This window comes from Clostridium omnivorum, assembly GCF_026012015.1.
GTDB classification, from domain to species: Bacteria; Bacillota; Clostridia; order Clostridiales; family Clostridiaceae; genus Clostridium_AX; species Clostridium_AX omnivorum.
Genome location: NZ_BRXR01000001.1, coordinates 976,324 through 995,615, shown reverse-complemented (window position 1 = coordinate 995,615; position 19,292 = coordinate 976,324). Strand labels below are relative to the sequence as shown.

18 protein-coding genes are annotated in these 19,292 nt (G+C 34.0%); 14 read left to right on the top strand and 4 right to left on the bottom strand.

Annotated elements, in window-relative coordinates; genetic code table 11:
* Positions 1 to 36: 36 nt before the first annotated feature.
* The 3 genes from bsdE14_RS04565 to bsdE14_RS04555 form a co-directional block, all read right to left on the bottom strand.
* Positions 37 to 705, bottom strand: a complete 669-nt coding sequence (locus bsdE14_RS04565) for a TetR/AcrR family transcriptional regulator (RefSeq protein ID WP_264848779.1) — start codon at positions 703 to 705, stop codon at positions 37 to 39.
* Positions 706 to 817: 112 nt separating this feature from the next.
* Positions 818 to 1,627: a DUF2935 domain-containing protein gene (locus bsdE14_RS04560; protein WP_264848778.1), complete on the bottom strand. Its 810-nt coding sequence runs from the start codon at positions 1,625 to 1,627 to the stop codon at positions 818 to 820.
* A gap of 175 nt (positions 1,628 to 1,802) precedes the next feature.
* Positions 1,803 to 2,360 carry a beta-class carbonic anhydrase gene (locus bsdE14_RS04555; protein WP_264848777.1) on the bottom strand — a complete coding sequence of 186 codons (558 nt, stop codon included), beginning with the start codon at positions 2,358 to 2,360 and terminating at the stop codon, positions 1,803 to 1,805.
* Positions 2,361 to 2,564: 204 nt separating this feature from the next.
* Between bsdE14_RS04555 and bsdE14_RS04550 the strand changes: the two genes are divergently transcribed.
* From bsdE14_RS04550 to bsdE14_RS04525, 6 genes are all read left to right on the top strand, one after another.
* A complete protein-coding gene (locus bsdE14_RS04550) occupies positions 2,565 to 3,827 on the top strand; it encodes a DNA polymerase Y family protein (protein ID WP_264848776.1) in 1,263 nt (420 codons plus the stop codon).
* A 185-nt stretch (positions 3,828 to 4,012) separates the two neighbouring features.
* Positions 4,013 to 5,896: a sigma 54-interacting transcriptional regulator gene (locus bsdE14_RS04545; protein ID WP_264848775.1), complete on the top strand. Its 1,884-nt coding sequence runs from the start codon at positions 4,013 to 4,015 to the stop codon at positions 5,894 to 5,896.
* A gap of 174 nt (positions 5,897 to 6,070) precedes the next feature.
* Positions 6,071 to 6,976, top strand: coding sequence for a bifunctional enoyl-CoA hydratase/phosphate acetyltransferase (locus bsdE14_RS04540; protein ID WP_264848774.1), 906 nt, complete (start codon positions 6,071 to 6,073; stop codon positions 6,974 to 6,976).
* Between the two features lie 26 nt (positions 6,977 to 7,002).
* Positions 7,003 to 8,787, top strand: a complete 1,785-nt coding sequence (iorA, locus tag bsdE14_RS04535) for an indolepyruvate ferredoxin oxidoreductase subunit alpha (RefSeq protein WP_264848773.1) — start codon at positions 7,003 to 7,005, stop codon at positions 8,785 to 8,787.
* A 1-nt stretch (position 8,788) separates the two neighbouring features.
* Complete coding sequence (locus tag bsdE14_RS04530) at positions 8,789 to 9,358, top strand: indolepyruvate oxidoreductase subunit beta (protein ID WP_264848772.1); 570 nt, start codon at positions 8,789 to 8,791, stop codon at positions 9,356 to 9,358.
* A gap of 55 nt (positions 9,359 to 9,413) precedes the next feature.
* Positions 9,414 to 10,082 (top strand): hypothetical protein, encoded by a 669-nt coding sequence (locus bsdE14_RS04525; protein WP_264848771.1) that lies wholly within the window; start codon positions 9,414 to 9,416, stop codon positions 10,080 to 10,082.
* Positions 10,083 to 10,188: 106 nt separating this feature from the next.
* On the opposite strand, the gene bsdE14_RS04520 is transcribed toward bsdE14_RS04525, so the two are convergent.
* Positions 10,189 to 11,067 carry an ATPase gene (locus bsdE14_RS04520; RefSeq protein WP_264848770.1) on the bottom strand — a complete coding sequence of 293 codons (879 nt, stop codon included), beginning with the start codon at positions 11,065 to 11,067 and terminating at the stop codon, positions 10,189 to 10,191.
* A 204-nt stretch (positions 11,068 to 11,271) separates the two neighbouring features.
* Here bsdE14_RS04520 and bsdE14_RS04515 point away from each other — a divergent pair, with 204 nt between their 5' ends.
* From bsdE14_RS04515 to bsdE14_RS04480, 8 genes are all read left to right on the top strand, one after another.
* The gene (locus bsdE14_RS04515; RefSeq protein ID WP_264848769.1) at positions 11,272 to 11,817 is read left to right on the top strand and encodes a histidine phosphatase family protein; all 546 of its coding nucleotides are present in this window, start codon (positions 11,272 to 11,274) and stop codon (positions 11,815 to 11,817) included.
* Positions 11,818 to 12,115: 298 nt separating this feature from the next.
* Entirely contained in the window at positions 12,116 to 13,018 is a 903-nt protein-coding gene (locus tag bsdE14_RS04510) for a Gfo/Idh/MocA family protein (RefSeq protein ID WP_264848768.1), read from the top strand.
* A gap of 142 nt (positions 13,019 to 13,160) precedes the next feature.
* Positions 13,161 to 13,289: a hypothetical protein gene (locus bsdE14_RS04505; protein WP_264848767.1), complete on the top strand. Its 129-nt coding sequence runs from the start codon at positions 13,161 to 13,163 to the stop codon at positions 13,287 to 13,289.
* Between the two features lie 100 nt (positions 13,290 to 13,389).
* Positions 13,390 to 14,958: a recombinase family protein gene (locus tag bsdE14_RS04500; RefSeq protein WP_264848766.1), complete on the top strand. Its 1,569-nt coding sequence runs from the start codon at positions 13,390 to 13,392 to the stop codon at positions 14,956 to 14,958.
* Between the two features lie 303 nt (positions 14,959 to 15,261).
* Positions 15,262 to 16,254: a GNAT family N-acetyltransferase gene (locus bsdE14_RS04495; RefSeq protein ID WP_264848765.1), complete on the top strand. Its 993-nt coding sequence runs from the start codon at positions 15,262 to 15,264 to the stop codon at positions 16,252 to 16,254.
* Positions 16,255 to 16,256: 2 nt separating this feature from the next.
* On the top strand, positions 16,257 to 16,958 hold the full coding sequence (locus bsdE14_RS04490; RefSeq protein WP_264848764.1) for a PIG-L deacetylase family protein: 702 nt from the start codon (positions 16,257 to 16,259) through the stop codon (positions 16,956 to 16,958).
* A gap of 50 nt (positions 16,959 to 17,008) precedes the next feature.
* Positions 17,009 to 18,073: a serine hydrolase domain-containing protein gene (locus tag bsdE14_RS04485; RefSeq protein WP_264848763.1), complete on the top strand. Its 1,065-nt coding sequence runs from the start codon at positions 17,009 to 17,011 to the stop codon at positions 18,071 to 18,073.
* A gap of 20 nt (positions 18,074 to 18,093) precedes the next feature.
* Positions 18,094 to 19,245 (top strand): exo-beta-N-acetylmuramidase NamZ family protein, encoded by a 1,152-nt coding sequence (locus tag bsdE14_RS04480; protein WP_264848762.1) that lies wholly within the window; start codon positions 18,094 to 18,096, stop codon positions 19,243 to 19,245.
* The last annotated feature ends 47 nt before the right edge of the window (positions 19,246 to 19,292 follow it).

Below are 19,292 nucleotides of genomic sequence, written 5' to 3'. Positions count from 1 at the left end.
AGAAGCTTAAGTTTTACTAAGCTTCTTATTTTTATGTTATTCAACGTTATCTTTTATATAATACTGAATAGTTTTATTGATATATTTCATAGTTTTAGCTACAGCATCTTCTATATTATAAGGTTTTGGATTCTTAAGCATTCGAGACAGCATGCCTTCATAAACTAGTATACACATTTCGCTTATTTCTTCAACGTGTTCTTCTTTAATAAGGCCCTCAGAAACAGCAGGCATTAAATAAGCCAAATCCCTGATATTAAAGTCATCCTCAAGCAACATAGGGAAAACCCTTCTAGCTTCTTCACTTAGCTCTTCTGGGAATATAGAGTAATAAGTTCGTATAGATACATCAAGCCTGCTGTTTGAAAATTCTCCAAAAAAGATATTGTAATATATTTCTGGTCGATTAAAGGAATGATAACAAAAGCACTTCCAGACATTTAAATATCTTTCTAGTGAATCCTTAGAGTTAATAGTAAAGTTAAGTAGACTTTCAGCATATTCATTTAAATATTTCATTGAGGCAAAAAATATCAAATGGTTTAAGTTCTCAAAGTAGTTGTATAGGGTAGCACTATTGTAGCCCGCTAGGTCTGCTACTTTTCTTATAGTTACCGCTTCAAGCCCTTCTTCTTCAATAATTTTTTTAGCTGCTTCAATAAAATAAGTTAACATTCTTTTTCTTTGAATCTCTTTATTATTCATAGAAATCTCCACTCTATTCAATAGGTAAGTTATCTTATGATATTATAGCATATTGTATATTTATAATTCAAACCTAATAAGAGTTGGGAAAATAACTATGTTATAGATACTTTTAAGATTCTACTCTAGGCTTTGCAGGATCACATTCTGGTGCTTTAGCTTCGGAAACCATGGAAAGTTTAGTAAGATAATAGCATTCTTCTCTGGACATGTGATCTGCTGCTAGTGGAGAAAGAGTTCCAAGAACTTTCTTTTCTATTATTTCTTTCTTAAGATTATCTAGGAAATCCTTGAAACAGGTCATTATTTCATCAGCATCAGTATCAAGTTTTTTTAGTGCAGGAAAATCATAAATTCCTGTTCTTGTATAGCCATTAAATTCTATTGTTTTTAGATATAGATTATCAAATTCCACTGAATACTCTTTGCTTAACTTGATTAATTCTTTTTCTGTCATATCAAGCTGGCTGGCTATAGTTGAGGCATGACCAGAGCCGTCAGGGAGCCATAGGAGATGAAGTTCAATATCCTTAGATTTGATAGCTTTTCCTCTAAGTAAGGACGATAAAATACATAAATATGAATCTAATTCATTAAGCATATGATTAATGAAGGTTGGTGGAAGAGAAATAGTTATTTTACCTTTAATATGCTCAGAAAGAAGATGAAGCTTAAATTTTCTAATTTCAACTGCAGCCGAATAAGCATCCTTATTTAACATAGAAAGCTCTTCTGGTGAAAGCTGCATACGAGACTTTTCTAGCAAATTGTCGAAGATATCGATAAAGGCTTCAGCTTGACGAATAAAAGTAACTTCTTTTGGTGAAAGTGCATTTAGAATAAAGCGGGAATGATCTCCTAGAATTTGGAGCCAAAAGTGATGCTCAAAAAGAGTTAGTTCTTCAATACTATTAAATTCCAATGGTAACCTCCTAAAAATTCATCTTTTATATGATATGTTGTTAACTTTGCATATGTTACTACAAATAGTTGGTCAGCTACGCATTATGATGGAAAGAATTTCTACAAATCAAAGAGAGATAATATTTTTATAACATAAAATGCCTATCTAAGAAAAGTTCCTAGATAGGCATTTTTTAATATCCGTTCACAATAACATCCAGCTTGCCGGTTTCTGGGTTTATTATTAAACCGTGAATTTTTATATCCTTAGGCATTAAAGGATGATTTTTTATCATTTGAACACTTTCTCTAATTGATTCTTCTACAGAATCAAAACCATGCAGCCATTTTTTTATATCAATGCCTGCATTAGATAAAGTGGTTATTACATCAGTTGAAATACCACGGTCCACTGCTTTTTCTATGATACTATCCACATTTAAATTGCTCATGCCGCAGTCATGGTGTCCAATTACTAAAACCTCATCTGCTTGAAATTCATAAACCGCAACCACAATGCTCCTTATAATACTGCCAAAGGGATGCATTATAGAAGCACCTGCGTTTTTAATAAGCTTAACATCTCCATTTTTTAGATTTAGCGCCTTAGGAAGAAGCTCAGTAAGTCTGGTATCCATACAAGATAAAATTACTAACTTTTTATTTGGAACCTTTGAAGTTCTATATTTATCATATTCTTTATTCTCTACAAAGTACTTATTATACTCTAATATTTCTTGTAATTTACTCATAACAACCTCCATATAGTTCTATAAATTTAAACTAATTATAGCATAACGGATAGAGGTAACAAATTAAAAACAGATACTTATATTATATAACTTTTTGCTGCTATTTTTTATACATAAGCATTAGTAGAAAAACATATAATAGAATTGACATACGAACACAAGTTCTTATATAATTGTATATATAATGGAAAAGGAATGAAGTAGATGAAAAATAATGACAAACGGGTTATATTTCACATTGATGCCAATTCTGCTTTTTTATCCTGGTCTGCAATTGATAGGCTGCAACATGGAGATAGTCTTGATATTAGAAAAATACCTTCTGTGGTGGGCGGTGATCCTATAAGCAGACATGGGATTGTTTTAGCAAAATCCATTCCAGCTAAAAAATTTAAAATACAAACAGGTGAAACCTTATATTCAGCATTACAAAAATGTCCAGACCTTTTTATAGTACCTCCACAATACGATTTATATATGAGATGCAGCAATGCTATGATGGATATTTTAAAGGAATATACACCAATAGTACAGCGGTTTTCAGTAGATGAATGTTTTTTAGATTTTACAGGAATGGACAATATATATCCTGACTTTTTAGAATTAGCCTACATAATTAAAAATAGGATAAAAAATGAGTTAGGCTTCACAGTAAGTATTGGAGTTTCAAATAATAAGCTTCTTGCTAAGGTTGCATCTGATATAAAAAAACCAGATGCAGTAATTACCTTGTTCCCAAACGAAATAAAGGAAAAGATGTGGCCATTGCCAGTGGAAGACCTATTTATGGTTGGCAGAGCTACTGCTCCTAAACTACATAAGCTAAACATAGAGACTATTGGGGAGTTAGCAACCTTTGATTTAGAGGTTTTAAAAGTTTCTCTTAAAAGTCATGGTGTAATGATATGGAATTATGCTAATGGAATAGAGTATTCGGAAGTAAGAAAATCCAGTCATATTGATATGAAAGGTATAGGAAATTCTACAACCATAGCCTTTGATGTTGATAATAGAAAAGAAGCTCACAAAATTATTCTGTCATTAAGTGAAACCGTTAGTATGAGGCTTAGGGACTCAGGTAATTACTGCAGTTTAGTATCAGTACATTTTAAAACTGATGATTTTTACAGCTGTGGAAGGCAGAGAAAACTGTATTATTATACAGATTGTACTAAAAAGATAGCTGAGGTTGCATGTGAATTATTCGATGAGCTTTGGAAAGGGGAGAGTCTAAGGCATATAGGTGTTAGGGTGTCAGAATTATGTACAAATGAGTTTTGCCAAATAACTTTATTTGAAGAAAAGGATAATGAAAAAAACAGAGCATTAGATGCAGCAATTGATAGCATCAGAATGAGATTTGGCTCAAAATCAATTATAAGAGCAACATTTTTACACTCAGGAATCAAGCCTCTTACAGGTGGTGTAGGAGAAGAGGATTTTCCAGCCATGAGCAGTATTTTATAACTGCCTACTTACAGAAATATGGAAATAGCTATGCTCATTCCAGAGAATTGTAGAAATGTGGTTTAACTACCCTTAGCTAGTGTATATAAAAAACATTATTACAATTTATTGTTATAATAGTGTTTTTTTATTAAAATATTATTATATGCTTTATAAATTAGAAAAAGCTTAAGGAGAATTCTATTATGGACAGAAAGATTGGAATAATTGCTTCAGATATAGAACTTAAAGACAGTATAATAGAGCTGTTTCCAGAAGAAGTAGCTTCAGGAGAAATAATAATAGATATATTAGATCCTCTTATGATTGAGGAACAAGGTAAGGCTTTGGAGAGTAAGGGTGCTAAGGCCATTATTGCAAGAAGTGGCGGTTACAGACATACCGTTGGTAAGGTAAGCATCCCAGTAATACATTTGAAGATAACTACCATGGATATAGTTCAAGCTATAAAAAGAGCTGACAAATATAAAAAAGATATAGTTTTATTAATTTCAGATTTGGAATATTTTAATTGTGATGAATGGCAGAATCTTGTTCAGAAAGATATTTTAGTTGAAAGATTTCATTCCGCCTCTGAAATAGAGATAAAAGTAAGTAAATATATGGATAGGTATGATAAGGTCACAATTGTTGGCGGAGGTATACCCTGCAGTTATGCTCGAAAATTAGGAATGAGCAGTGTAAGCATAGGGGCCAGCAAGGAGTCCATTAATGAGGGTATTGCCTATGCTAGGGAGCTAATAGATAATCTACAGGAACAAAAGTACAGAAATGAGGTTTTAGGCACTGTATTGGATGGAGTTCACGATGCTGTAATTGCAATAGATAACGGAGGTAAAATCATTATATTTAATGAAAGGGCAAAGGAGCTTTTAAGGTATAACCTAAAACAGATTAATAATAAAAAAGTGACTGAAGTTTTGCCCGAGCTTGGCTTTATGTTGGAGGTATTAAAAAATAAGACCAATAGATACAATGAGATAAGAAAGCTTAAGAATATTATTGTTACAGCAAATACGTCTATTTTGGTAGTAGAAGGTCAAGTGAATGGGGTTATATGTTCATTTCAGGATATTACTAAGCTGCAAAACTTGGAAAAGAAAATTCGTTATGAGCTTAACAAAAAAGGTTTAGTGGCTAAATATAGATTTCAGGATATTATAGCTGAAGATCCTGTTATGAAGGATGTGATTTCAAAAGCAGTAAAAACTGGTTTTACTGACTTTACTGTTATGATATATGGTGAAAGTGGGACAGGCAAAGAGATGGTGGCTCAAAGCATTCATAATATAAGCAGCAGAAGTAGTGAACCCTTCGTTGCTGTAAATTGTGCAGCTATTTCTGAGAGTTTACTAGAAAGCGAACTTTTTGGTTACGAAGAAGGGGCTTTTACTGGGGCAAGAAAAGGTGGGAAGCCTGGGCTTTTTGAGCTTGCTCATGGTGGGACTATCTTTCTTGATGAGATTAACAGCATGTCTTTAAATCTTCAGGCAAAGCTCCTTCGTGTTTTGGAAGAAAAGGAAGTTATGAGAATTGGATCTGACTATGTTATACCTTTGGATGTAAGAGTCATTGCGGCAGCTAATGAGGAACTAAAGCAAAAAGTACAGGCAGGAAGCTTTAGAAGCGATTTATTTTATAGGATAAGTATTTTGGAATTGAAAATTCCACCCTTAAGGGAAAGAAAAAAGGATATTGTGCCTCTGTTTACACATTATCTGGAGGAATTATCACAGACAAGTGAGAGTGTAGAACTTCAAAAAGAAGTTGAGAAGAAAATCGTCAATTATAACTGGCCAGGGAACGTAAGGGAACTTAAGAATATGGTTCAAAGATATATGCTTTTTAAAGAAATAAGCATTGATGATAGTGAACTTATTAAGAAGGATGCTGCATTTATAGAGGAAGGTTACAATTTATCACAAGGCAAAGTTATTGATTTAAAAGAGATAAATAAATTAGTAGAGAACAAAGTAATTGAAATGCTTGCAAGCAATGGCATGAGTAAATCTGAAATTGCAAAACAGCTGGGGATAAGCAGAACAGCTTTGTGGAAAAAGGGAAAGTAGATTATGTTAACTTTAATGAACATGATGTTAACTAAAGATAACAACATTGGAAGCATATAGAAAATAAATTAAGGAGAATACAGGTTTTAAGCCTGTATTTTTTTGGCACAATAATTGCTCTAATAAAGGGAGTAGTAGAATATTTGGATATGTAGTATTAGAAGGAGGAGCCACATGGAATTTAGAACATTTGAGGATTTAATTAAAAAGGTTCAAAATTTGGATTCAAAGAAAAAGGTAGCAGTAGTTGCTGCTCAGGATGAGCACACTCTTGAGGCTGTCTTTAGAGCAAAGAAAGATAACATAGTTGAGCCTATTCTAATAGGGGATAAACAAAAGATAAAAGAAGTAATTGAAAGACTGCAGGAGGACTTATCTGAAGAAGCAATTATTGAGGTTAATGATGATGCAGCAGCTGCTGCAAAGGCCGTTGAACTTATAAATAGTGAAAAGGCTGATTTTATAATGAAGGGTAAAATTCAGACTGCAGACATTTTAAAAGCAGTAGTAAATAAGGAAAAGGGGCTAAGAACAGGAAATGTTATGTCCCATGTAGTTATTCATGAGTTACCTACCTATCATAAGCTGCTTGCAGTAACTGATGGAGGAATGATGATGTATCCAAATCTTGAGGAAAAGAAACAGATAATTGAGAATGCAGTAAATACCTTTATTGCAATGGGGTATGATGAGCCAAAGGTAGCTGTGCTTGCTGCAGTGGAAACAGTAAATCCCAAAATGCCTGAGGCTGTAGATGCGGATTTACTGAAAAAGATGAATGAAAATGGAGAAATAAAAAACTGCATAGTTGAAGGACCTATATCCTACGATTTAACTATGAGCAAGGAATCTGCAGATATAAAAGGTTTTAAGAGTCCAGTAACTGGGGATGCAGACATACTGATAGTTCCAAACATTACAGCTGGTAATATTTTAGGAAAGTCCCTTGTATATTCTGCAGGAGCTAAAATGGCAGGATTTATTGTTGGAGCAAAGGTTCCAATTGTACTTACTTCAAGAGGCTCAACAGCAGAAGAAAAATATTTATCCTTAGTTTTGTCTGCATCAGCAGTGAAATAGTATAAAAAGTGAAAGGAAGATTAATTATGAAAAAATTATTTACAGGCAATGAAGCAATAGCACGCGGTGCTTGGGAAGCAGGAGTAAAGTACGCTTCTGCTTATCCGGGAACACCAAGTACAGAAATACTAGAAAACACAGCATTATATAAGGAAGATATTTTAGCAGAATGGGCTCCAAATGAAAAAGTTGCTGCGGAAGCGGCTATAGGTGCATCTATTGCTGGAGCTAGATCATTTGCTGCCATGAAGCACGTAGGAGTAAACGTTGCCGCAGATCCTTTGTTTACGTTTGCTTACACGGGGGTTAATGGTGGAATGGTACTAATAACTGCTGATGAACCAGGACAGTTCTCCTCACAAAACGAACAGGATAATAGAAATTATGCTAAATTTGCAAAAATACCAATGCTTGAGCCCTCAGATAGCCAAGAGTCAAAAGACATGATGAAAATGGCCTTTGAAATAAGCGAAAAGTTTGATACTCCAGTATTACTTAGAATGACAACTAGAGTCTGCCATTCTAAGGGAATAGTTGACTGTGGTGAAAGACAAGAGATTGGCATAAAGAATTATGTTAAAGATATTAAGAAATATGTGACTGTCCCTGACTTTGCTAGAAAGATGAGAGTAAAAGTAGAAGAAAGAACAAAATGCCTGTTAGATTATTCAAATAACAGTGCTTTGAATTATATTGAATGGAATGAAAAGAAGGTTGGAGTAATAGCTTCAGGAGCATCTTTTGTTTTTGCTAAAGAGGTGTTTGGAGATTCAGTATCCTATTTAAAGCTAGGTTTTACTAACCCTCTGCCAACTGAGAAGATTAAAGAGTTTGCAAGCCAGGTTGAAAAAATTTATGTAATAGAAGAAAATGATTCGTATATAGAAGAGCAGGTAAGAATTTTGGGCTTTGATTGCTATGGAAATAATTTCTTCCCTCCATATGGTGAAATGACTCCAGATGTTATAAGGAAGGCAGTTTTTGGAGAAACAAACCCTACAATAGGCTTTGATGAAAGCAAGGTTGTTTCAAGACCTCCAACACTATGTGCAGGTTGCCCTCATAGAGGTTTCTTCTATGAGCTTGGAAAGAGAAAGAATGTAATGGTATCAGGTGACATAGGATGTTACACTCTTGGTTTTGCAGAACCATATAATGCAATGGATTTTAATATCTGCATGGGTGCAAGCATTAGTGCAGGGCATGGAGCTCAGCAGGTATTTAACATGAAAGAAGATAATAAGATGAGAGTTGTATCCATACTTGGAGATTCAACCTTCTTCCATACAGGCATAAATTCATTGCTTGACGTAGTTTATAATAGAAGCAATACTGTCAATGTTATATTGGACAACCGTATTACAGGTATGACAGGACATCAGGAAAACCCAGGTACAGGCTATACTCTTCAGGGAAAGGAAACTACTGAGGTAAATATTGAAGCCTTAGTTAAAGCCTGTGGTATTAAACACGTTGTATCAATAGATCCAAACAACCTTGCGGCAGTTAAAAATGCTCTTGATTGGGCACTAAGCCTGGATGAGCCTTCGGTAATAATTACAAGATGGCCATGCGTTTTAAAGAAATTATCCTATGAAGACAAGGAAGAATTCAAGGGTGTATTTACAAAAAAGTGCAAGGTAGACATTGAAAAGTGTATAGGCTGCAAAGCTTGTATAAGAACAGGCTGTCCAGCACTATCCTTTGATAAGGCTTCAAAGAAGTCAAGTATTAATCCAGATTCTTGTGTTGGCTGCGAAGTTTGTCTTCAAGTATGCCCAGTAAAGGCTATAGGAAAGGTGGAAGCGTAAAATGGTTAAAAGTATTTTATTAGTTGGAGTAGGCGGTCAGGGAACAATTTTAGCAAGCAAGCTTCTCACAACTGGTCTTATGGAAGCTGGCTACGATGTAAAGATGAGTGAAATTCATGGCATGTCTCAAAGAGGAGGTTCTGTTTCCTCCCAAGTAAGATATGGTGATAAAGTAGAATCTCCAGTTATAGAAATTGGAGGAGCAGATATATTGGTTTCTTTTGAAAAAATGGAAGCTCTAAGATGGCTTAAGTATTTAAAACCAAATGGAAAGGTTGTAGTAAATGACTTTGAGATAAACTCAATGCCGATACTTTCTGGAAAAGCTGATTATCCATCTGACGTAATAGGGGAGCTTTCAAGCAAGGTTCAAACAACAGCTATAGATGCAGCTGGAAAGGCACAAGAGCTTGGCAATTCAAAGGTTATGAACGTAATCCTTCTAGGAACAATTATAAAAGCAATGGGACTTCAGTCTATAGATTGGGAAAAGATTATTAAAGACAACGTTAAACCTCAATTTGTTGAATTAAATTTAAAGGCAATTGAAACGGGAATGGCTTTAGTTTAGGATGTATAACAATTATTAATTGTTATGGGCAGAATAGAAATACAGGAGGGTCAAGATGAAAAAAGGTGATTTGTTTTGGGGAGCAGGGCTGTTGGTGTGGATACTTATATTAGTTATTCCAGCTTCAAGAGTTGCATTTATAACCGTAACAGATGCTCATCCTTACACAGGCGGTTTCGTAAAATTTGCCATACTTGCAAGCATGGGAGATTTGCTTGGCATAAGAGTTTTAAAAGGGGAATGGGTTATACCTAAGGGTGTATTCTATAAGGCTTTAATATGGGGGATTATTGGTATGATGGTAACCCTTGTATTTACAGTATTTATGGGAGGGGCTGCAGCAGCTCAAGCAGCAGGTAGACTTCCATTTAAGGGCTCAAACTTAGCCCAGGCCTTCTTTGGAAGTGCTATTATGAATGTAACCTTTGGGCCAATGATGATGGTGTTTCACAGATTTACTGATATGTATATAGATGAGAAATACGATACAAAGGGAGGCAAGGTGACACTTAAAGAACTTATAACCAAAAATGATTGGAACTCTCTTGTTGAGTTTAGCTGGCTAAAAACCTGTCCATTTTTCTGGATACCAGCTCATACTATTGTTTTCTTGATTCCTTCACAGTATAGGGTTCTTGTTTCAGCATTTTTATCTATAGCACTAGGACTTCTTCTTGCATTGGCTAAAAAAGAAAAGCCAACTAAAATTCAAGCAGCTATATGATGTAAGTGTTGCTTGGGATTACAGTTAATAGACGCAGATAATTTAAAAGGGCTATCTCCTTATAGAGAATACTCTCTATTTTGAGATAACCCATTTAATTTTTTTGTTACTTCTTTTCTAGATATTCTTTTTCATACTCTAAAATTTTGTTTATAACTGTGTCGCTTACTTCATTGACCTTGTCAAAATCCATGTTAGGAATATAATATGTCTCCATTTGGTCATGAAGCTGTTTTGCATGGGAAATAATTTCAAGTCCTTTATTTAATAATTGGTAGAAAGCTTCTGAGGAGTGTTTTATTTCTTCTCTATTTTTATTTAATACATAAGGATTTAATACATTATCCATATAGATTTGGTAGCCATTAAATTGTTTTTGATTAATTTCATTGGAAGTAAGAATAGCTGTGCTTAGTTCAGGAATAAATATGTGTTCTATTCTATCTGGAATTAATGGATCGTGATATATTTCTACATAATAGCCTCTTTTTAAGGCTTCCTTTGAAATATAATCAAGTATGTCAGTTTTCCCAGTTCCAGGGCCGCCGTTTAAAACATAAACATCTTTATAATCAGGATAAAGAGTATCTACAAAAGTGACAATTCCTTCGGGAGTAAATGCTGTAGCAAAAAGATGTCTGTCAAAACCGCTAGTAGATACTGGAGTGTTTAAAATCTTATCCTTTAGTTCTTCTTTTAGTTTATTTAACTTTGAAAGGTTTAGAGCTTCGCTATTGAAGTTGCTCCAGTCATCATGCACTAATTTTGCAGCGCCTATATACCTATAAGCTCTTCTAAAGGTTCTCCCAACCTCCTTATTGATATCAATGATATTTTTTCTATATTGCTTGAAGCCCTCTTCCTTCCAGCACTGTCCCATGTTTAGAATTTCATCTACTGCACCAGGATTAACAGGATCCACTACATGTGGTGCGGTGTCATAAACACAGATTTTGAAGAAGTAGGCTATGTCTAAGTTTTTCATTACTAAATTAAATAGGTTTTTAAATTAGAATTATGCGTTATAGATACTCATTAATTTAAAATATGCTTATCAATATGTATTGGTGAACAGAGAAGCAGCTTGCCAATTTTACTATTCAAATATTGCTTATAAACTTGAACAATTTAAAGTAAGTACCGTATATTGGTAGTGATATAAATAGCATGAGTAAAAGGAGAAATTACTTTGAATAGTTCATTATTTAATTTGCTTAGAAGTGGAGGATATATATTATATGCTAAGCATGGGGAAGCAACAGTTGGAGAGGATCAGCCTAATTTCAATTTCTATGACTGTAATACTCAAAGAAATCTTTCTGAAGTTGGAAGAAGGCAGGCGATTTATTATGGACAACTATTTCGCATGCTGGGGATTCCTATTAGTTACCCTACTTTAACCAGCCCACTTTGCAGAGCCATAGAAACGGGCCAGTTAGCTTTTGGAAGAGCCAATATACAAATTGATCCATTTCTTTTTCAAATCTATAGGTTAAGTGGAAATTTGCCCAGTATAGAACAGAAAAGAATATTAGATTACCTTCAATCTCAATTAGAAGTCAGTCCCTCTCAAGGAAGTAATAAGGTAATTATTTCCCACAGTTTTCCACAGGGAATTGGCTTGGGCCAAATTCCAGATATGGGGACAGTAATTATTAAGCCGTTGGGACGAGGTAAAGGGTATGAAATCATCACTAAGCTGTCTCTGGAAGACTTAGCGAATTTGTCTAGGTAATTAGAAGAGAGTATAAGCAAAAAAGGTTATTATACTAAATATAATTTATAGGTTATTTTAAAATGATTGATAAAAAATAATGTCCATATGCTATGGAAGAAATCCTGTATATGGGCATTTTTTTCTTTTCTTCTAACTACAATAGCAAGACAAGGGAACTTAATTTTAATTTTTAAGTTATGTATGAAGAAGCTATGTTTTAAAACCAATTTAATCATAAGCCATTAAGGTTTACCAATGTATTCATAGAAGAATGTTATGGTATTATAGTATTAATAAGCTTAAGGAGATGGGATAAATGAGAATAGGAATTATTGGACTTGGAGATATTGCTCAAAAGGCTTACTTACCAGTTATAACTGAAATGGATAATGTTGAAATAGTATTTTGTACTAGAAATATAGAAATATTGAAGAAGGTTTCAAAAAAATATAGAATCAATGAATATGTACAGACAGTAGAAGAGCTTATGAATAAAAATATAGATGCTGCCTTTATTCACGCTGCTACCTGTGCGCATGTACAGATAGCAGAAAAGTTAATTAATAATGGAATTCATGTATATATAGATAAACCAATTTCTTTAGAAATAGAAGAAACTAAGAGGCTAGTTGAATTAGCTAAGGCGAAAAGTGTTATTGCAATGGTAGGCTTTAATAGAAGGTTTGCACCAATGTATAAAAGTTTAAGAGATTATGGGGATGCTGATATTATTATAATGCAAAAGAATAGATATATCCTTCCAGGAGAAACAAGGCGATTTATCATGGATGACTTTATTCATGTGGTGGATACCATTAGATTCTTGATGGGAAAAGAGATTAAGGATGTAAAAGTTCAATATGTTAAAAAAGAAAACTTTTTATATAGCGTTATTATTCAACTAATTGGAGATAATTGCACTGCAATTGGGATAATGAATAGAAATAATGGTGTAACGGAAGAAAAGGTTGAGTATATGGTGGAAGGTAATAAGTATGTAGTACAGGATATGGTAGAGTGTACTCATTTTAGTGGCATGGATAATAATTTTGAAAAATTTGATGATTGGAAGCCTACACTGTACAAGAGAGGCTTTTATCAGATAGTACAGTACTTTATTGATTGTGTTGAGAATGGGAATAAGCCAGAGCCAAGTATTGAGGATTCCATGGTAAGCCATGAAATTTGTGAGAAGATTATTGAAATAATAGGTGAGTAGGAATATGGATATATTGAAGAAAGAAGAAGATTAAGTCAACAACCGTAGATAAAAAATATTATTAAATTTATGAAGAAATTGTACAGGCATTAGAAGAATATATATGAAGTATAATCCATATGTATTACCTAGAGGTGCTGGTATGAAAAAGAAAAAAGGAAAAGTAACTGTAAATGAGTTTTTTAAAAATGAACTTCAAGAGAAGAAAAAGGAAGTTCTTGAAAACCTGATAATAAGTATAATAAAATCAGAAGCCAATGAGAGAAAATAGAAAAACTACCTTAGATAAAATTAACTAGCTTGTTCTTCAGATTAAACAAGTTAGTTAGTTATACTTCTTTAAGCAATATAAGGGGAGTATATAATTAATAATGTATAAGGTAGCTATATATTGTAGATTATCAGATGAGGATCGCAATAAAAAGAATTCAACAGAGGACAGTGAAAGTATACAAAATCAAAAAAATTTATTAACAAGATACGCTCTTGATAAAGAGTGGGATATATATAGCATTTACAGTGATGATGATTACTCAGGACTTGATGGTGAGAGACCTGAGTTCAATAGGATGCTAAAGGATGCTGAAAATGGTAAGTTTCAAATTATTCTCTGCAAATCACAATCGAGATTTACAAGAGATATGGAGCTTGTAGAGAAGTACCTCCATAACAAGTTTGTTGAATGGGGCATTAGATTTGTAACAGTAGTAGATGGAGTAGATACTCTTGATAAGCACAATAAAAAGTCCAGACAGATAAATGGACTTATAAACGAGTGGTACTGTGAAGATATTAGTGAGTCAATAAAATCAGTATTTAGAATGAAGCAGCATACAGGAAAATTTATTGGGTCTTTTGCTTGCTTTGGTTATATAAAGGATCCAAATGATAATAATAAGTTGTTATTAGATGAAGAAGCTGCTGAGGTAGTAAGGCATATCTTTAATTTATATATGCAGGGAAATGGCACGCAGCGTATAGCTAATATTTTAAATGAAAGAAAAATACCTAGCCCAACAAAATATAAGAAGATTAAAGGTTTAAATTATATTAACCCATCAGCAAAAGAAACATATGAACTTTGGAATAAAACTACTGTGAAGCGTATATTAAAAAATGAAATGTATATAGGCAATATGGTTCAGCATAAAAGGGCAAAGATGAGTTATAAATCAAAAAAAGTCAGATCAATTGATAAGGTTCACTGGATTATTTTTGAAGATGCACACGAAGCTATAATTGATAAGAAAGCCTTTGAAGAGGTTCAGAGAAGAATTGCTTCAAAGGTTAGAAGCACTGGAATAGGTAAAACACATATATTTGCGGGGAAAATCAGATGCATGGATTGTAAAAGCTCCATGAATAAGTTTAACAGCAGCGAAAAGTACAGCTACTTAAGGTGTAAGCTGTATTCAGTTTCAGGCAAGGAAAAGTTATGCACAAGTCATTCTGTTAGAATTGATGAGCTTGAGGATATTGTGAGTACTAGGATTAAAAATCATATTAATACTTTGTGTGATATGAATAAGCTATGTTCTCAAATAGTACTAGAAGCTTCAAAAGCAAATGAGATTCATGGTATTGAAAATAAAATAAAGAAGCTAAAAGAGGATATTAAGAGCAGAAGAGAAGCTATAAAAAGTCTCTATCTTGATAAGATTAAGGGAAATATAACAGAAAAACAGTTCAAGGAGTTAAATGACTTGTTTTACAATGAGGAACAGGAGTTTACTCATTTAGCTGAAGAGTTAGAAAAACGAAAAGAAGAATTTGAAGGGAAAGAGAATAGAACAGAAGGTAAGGAAGAGTTAATTAGAAAGTTTACAAATTGCATAGGTTTAACCCATGCGATGGTAAATGAGCTAATAGATTATATTGAGGTAGGGGAAATGGATAAGAACACTGGGAATAGAGAGATAAATATATTTTGGAATTTTTGAAGCAGAAGCCGCTAATTGCTAAAAAGTGAATTTTAGTAATTAGGGCTTTACTGTTTCTATAGAGATAAAATAGATACCAAAAGCAAAATTGAATACAGGAGAAGGTGGTGTCCTTAGCAAGTTAAAATTAAGCAATAAATAGTCATGAAAAAAAGTTTCAGAATATATATAAAAATGTGAAATTAAATGTTGAAAACTTTTACTCTAGGGTATATTATACATTTATAAGAGCTAACACTAGCTGCAGAAAAACAAAAGCAGTATGGAAGTTGGCAATCTTCAGAAACTCAAGGAGGTATTAAAATGGAGATTAAAAGATTTTGTGATTCTTATATTAAAGGAGTTGTGGAGCTTTGGAATAAGTCCTGCAGCAATGAAATGCCGTACAAGCCTTTCACTGAAGAAAGCTTTAGAGATAAATTTATTAATAACCTTAACTTCAGTTATGAAGGAACCTTTGTTGGCATAGAAGACGGAAAGATAATAGGCTTTGCAAATGGACTGTTTAAGAAGGAATTCCTTCCAGGTGAAAGCTTTGAAAATACCCCTGGGTATTTGACCTTTGTATTAGTGAACAGACAATATAGAAATAAAGGCTATGGAAGCATGCTTTTAAAAGCTGTTGAGGAGTTTCTTATAGGCAGTGGAAAGAAAATGATACAAATAATATTCTTTAATCCCATAAATCTAGAATGGTATATTCCTGGTTCAAATAACAAGCATGATCATCCAAATGCACCTGGAGTTGATGCAGACAGCTATGCTTTTGAATTTTTTAAGAAGCATGGCTACATGTTAAGAACAATGGAAGTTTCCATGTATATGGATCTTGCAAAATTTGAACTTGATGAAAAATCTCTTAATAAACTCTCTCAGTTAAAGGAAAAAGGGATAACTATAGAATATTATGATGAAAGCAAGCATTATGGCTTTGATGCTTTATATGATGATCTAAAGAATGAACTATGGAGAAAAGAGATAGAGGATAATATTGCTCTTGAAAAGCCATTTCCAATAGTAGTAGCTTCAGATAAGGGTGAGATTTGCGGATTTGCAGGACCTGTAGAAATAGAGCCAAGCGGAAGAGGCAAGTTCTCTGGAATTGGAGTTGATTCAAAGCATCAGGGAGGCGGAATAGGAAAGCTGCTATTCTTTATGCTTTGTGAAAGCTTTAAAAAAGAAGGTGCAGGCTTTATGTCTTTATTCACAGGAGCTACAAATAACGCAAAAAGAATGTATGATGCTGCAGGTTTTAATGTTGTAAAAACCTGGGCAGTAATGAGAAAGGAGATATAACAATGGAAAGAAAACAACTTCATATAATGGCAATTGGAGCCCATGTTGGTGACATGGAGCTAACTGCGGGGGGAGTCCTTGCTCAGCATTCAGTAATGGGAGATAAAATTACAATAGTTAATATGACACCAGGTGAAAAAGGAAACCCTCCTCATTTAACAGTAGAGCAATATGCCGAGCAGAAAATAAGAGAAGCTAGAGAATTTGCTGAGATGCTGGGAGGGAAAAGCATAGTCCTTGATTATAAGGACGGAGAGCTTCCGGATACAGATGAGCCAAGATTTAAGGTTGCGGATTTAATAAGAGAGCATAAGCCAGATATTCTTATAACTCACTGGAAAAATAGTATGCATAAAGATCATGCTGCAACCAGCAGAATTGTTATGGATGCTCAGTTTTATGCAGGAATAGCTGGTTTTGAGAGGAAAAACCCAAGACATTTTGCAGCAGGTCCATATTTTGCTGAAAACTGGGAAGACTCCCACGAATTCAAGCCTTATACATTCATAGATATTTCAAAGGGCTACCATTTATGGATGGAAGCCTTAAAGAAGATATGGTTTGTTACAAACAGTACTTCCTTTAAGTATTATGAATATTATGACGCTTTAAGCAAGGTAAGAGGTTGTGAAGCAAGAAAAGAAAGAGCACAGGCCTTTGCAGTAGACCCACTTGCAATTAAACAGATAAAAGAATCCTTTTAATCTATAATTGTTACAGAATTAGCCTAAATTAAATAAAAGGCGGTGTTTTCATGCCAATTAATATTGATAGATTAGATTATGCTTTTAGCCTGATAGAAGAAGGTATTTCAAAGGACTATTTTCCAGGTGCTGCTGCAGCTGTAGGACATAAGAGTGGAATATATAAAATTCAGCATTATGGAAATAGATGCTTAATTCCTGAGAAGCTGCCTATGGAGAGGGACACCTTGTTTGATATGGCGTCTTTAACTAAAGTGGTAGCTACCAATACCTTGTTTATGATATTTTTAGAAAAAGGGCTGATTTCAGTATTTGACAAGGTAAGTCAGTATGTAGAATTTTTTAAGGATGAAAAAAAAGAGAATATAACCCTCTTTAATCTTTTGACTCATACCAGTGGCTTACCTGCCTTTGGATCTCTTTACAAGCATTGCAGTGATTTTCAGGATGCAGTAAGGTTTATATCTAAGGAAAAGCTTATATATAAACCTGGGACAAGAGTAGTATACAGCGACTATGGCTTTATTCTGCTTAAATATATTCTTGAAAAGGTTGGACAAGATTCTCTAGATAATCTATGTAGAAAGCATGTGTTCGAGCCCTTAGAAATGAACAATACTTGTTTTAAACCTAACAGTAGCAATGTTGCCGCCACCGAGATAGATTTAGAAAGCGGAAAAACTTTAATAGGTGTATGTCACGACGAAAATGGAAGGTTTTTTGGTGGAATCTCAGGTCATGCAGGTTTATTCTCAAACATTGAGGATATGACTAAGTTTGCTTCCATGCTTATTAATGAAGGAAATTATAAAAACAAGCAGTTAATTTCTAGGGCAGCCTTTAAGGCTATGATACAAAATTATACTGAGGGACTTGAGGAAAACAGAGCCTTGGGATGGAGTGTTAAAGGCAGGATATTATCTTCAGGCGGTGATATTATATCGCCAAAGGCTTTTGGACATACAGGCTTCACAGGTACTTCCATTTGGACAGATATAGAAAATGATGTGTATATTATACTTTTAACCAACAGGGTACATCCAACAAGGGAAAATGATAATATAATACGATTTCGAAGATTATTTCATAATGCAGTTATGTCTGCAGTAGAATAGTAGAACATTGGGGTGATAATATGGAAAAGCTAATTGTTAAAAATGGTATAGATGTGATAGAAAAATATAGTCATCTTTTTAAGGGGAAGAGATTAGGGCTTGTTAGCTGTCCTACGGGAGTTAATAAGAGCCTTAGATCTACCATAGATATATTAAATGAGAACTTTAATCTTACTGCTCTTTATTCACCTGAGCATGGAATAAGGGGGAATCTTCAGGCTGGAGCGTCAGTGGATACATACATAGATGAAGCTACAGGTATAACCGTATTCAGTCTTTATGGCAAGAACAAGAAGCCTTCACCTGAGATATTAAAAGATATTGACGTTTTAGTATTAGACCTTCAGGATGTGGGGTCTAGATACTATACATTTCTTTATACCATGGCTTACTGCATGGAAAGCTGCGCAGAAAACCATAAAAGCTTTGTAGTTTTGGATAGACCAAATGTAATTGGAGGAAAGTGTGTAGAGGGAAATATACTTGATGTAGAATTTAAATCCTTCGTAGGAATGTACCCAATACCTTCAAGATATGGATTGACTATAGGGGAATTGGCAATATTCATGAATAAGGAATTTAATATAAACTGTGATTTAGAGGTGGTTAAGCTTGAAGGCTGGAATAGGGAGGCTTATTATGATGATACAGATTTATTATGGGTTAACCCCAGCCCTAATATTCCTACAGTAAACACAGCAGTGCTATATAATGGAACCTGCCTTTTTGAAGGAACGAATATTTCTGAAGGAAGAGGAACCACAAGACCTTTTGAAACTATTGGAGCACCTTGGCTGGATGCATATAAGCTCTCGGATATAATGAACAGCAAAGGCTTAGAGGGTGTGCTTTTTAGACCTATGTATTTTGAGCCTACCTTCTCAAAGCATAAAGGAGAGCTGTGCAGGGGGGTACAGATCCATATTACTGATAAGAAAAAGGTTAAAGCTATAGAGGTTGGAATACACCTTCTATATGAAGTTGTGGATATGGATAGAGAAAAATTTCAATGGCTGCCTCCATTTAAGGAAGGGTCACATCACTTTATTGATTTTCTTTCAGGTTCGGATGAAGTAAGAAATAGGAAATATGAAGCTGAAGGCTTTATTGAAAAGTGGAGAAAAGAAAGTGAAGAGTTTAAAAAACTAAAGGAAAATTATCATATATACTAAAAGTTAATATATTCATTACAAGTTAGATTATGATTAAACAATTTTAT

Bases quoted from the DNA above. Each gene is read 5' to 3' on its own strand.
- bsdE14_RS04565 (WP_264848779.1), bottom strand. From the start codon at position 705: ATGAATAATAAAGAGATTCAAAGAAAAAGAATGTTAACTTATTTTATT.
- bsdE14_RS04555 (WP_264848777.1), bottom strand. From the start codon at position 2,360: ATGAGTAAATTACAAGAAATATTAGAGTATAATAAGTACTTTGTAGAG.
- bsdE14_RS04550 (WP_264848776.1), top strand. From the start codon at position 2,565: ATGAAAAATAATGACAAACGGGTTATATTTCACATTGATGCCAATTCT.
- bsdE14_RS04545 (WP_264848775.1), top strand. From the start codon at position 4,013: ATGGACAGAAAGATTGGAATAATTGCTTCAGATATAGAACTTAAAGAC.
- bsdE14_RS04540 (WP_264848774.1), top strand. From the start codon at position 6,071: ATGGAATTTAGAACATTTGAGGATTTAATTAAAAAGGTTCAAAATTTG.
- iorA (WP_264848773.1), top strand. From the start codon at position 7,003: ATGAAAAAATTATTTACAGGCAATGAAGCAATAGCACGCGGTGCTTGG.
- bsdE14_RS04530 (WP_264848772.1), top strand. From the start codon at position 8,789: ATGGTTAAAAGTATTTTATTAGTTGGAGTAGGCGGTCAGGGAACAATT.
- bsdE14_RS04525 (WP_264848771.1), top strand. From the start codon at position 9,414: ATGAAAAAAGGTGATTTGTTTTGGGGAGCAGGGCTGTTGGTGTGGATA.
- bsdE14_RS04520 (WP_264848770.1), bottom strand. From the start codon at position 11,067: ATGAAAAACTTAGACATAGCCTACTTCTTCAAAATCTGTGTTTATGAC.
- bsdE14_RS04510 (WP_264848768.1), top strand. From the start codon at position 12,116: ATGAGAATAGGAATTATTGGACTTGGAGATATTGCTCAAAAGGCTTAC.
- bsdE14_RS04505 (WP_264848767.1), top strand. From the start codon at position 13,161: ATGAAAAAGAAAAAAGGAAAAGTAACTGTAAATGAGTTTTTTAAAAAT.
- bsdE14_RS04500 (WP_264848766.1), top strand. From the start codon at position 13,390: ATGTATAAGGTAGCTATATATTGTAGATTATCAGATGAGGATCGCAAT.
- bsdE14_RS04495 (WP_264848765.1), top strand. From the start codon at position 15,262: ATGGAGATTAAAAGATTTTGTGATTCTTATATTAAAGGAGTTGTGGAG.
- bsdE14_RS04490 (WP_264848764.1), top strand. From the start codon at position 16,257: ATGGAAAGAAAACAACTTCATATAATGGCAATTGGAGCCCATGTTGGT.
- bsdE14_RS04485 (WP_264848763.1), top strand. From the start codon at position 17,009: ATGCCAATTAATATTGATAGATTAGATTATGCTTTTAGCCTGATAGAA.
- bsdE14_RS04480 (WP_264848762.1), top strand. From the start codon at position 18,094: ATGGAAAAGCTAATTGTTAAAAATGGTATAGATGTGATAGAAAAATAT.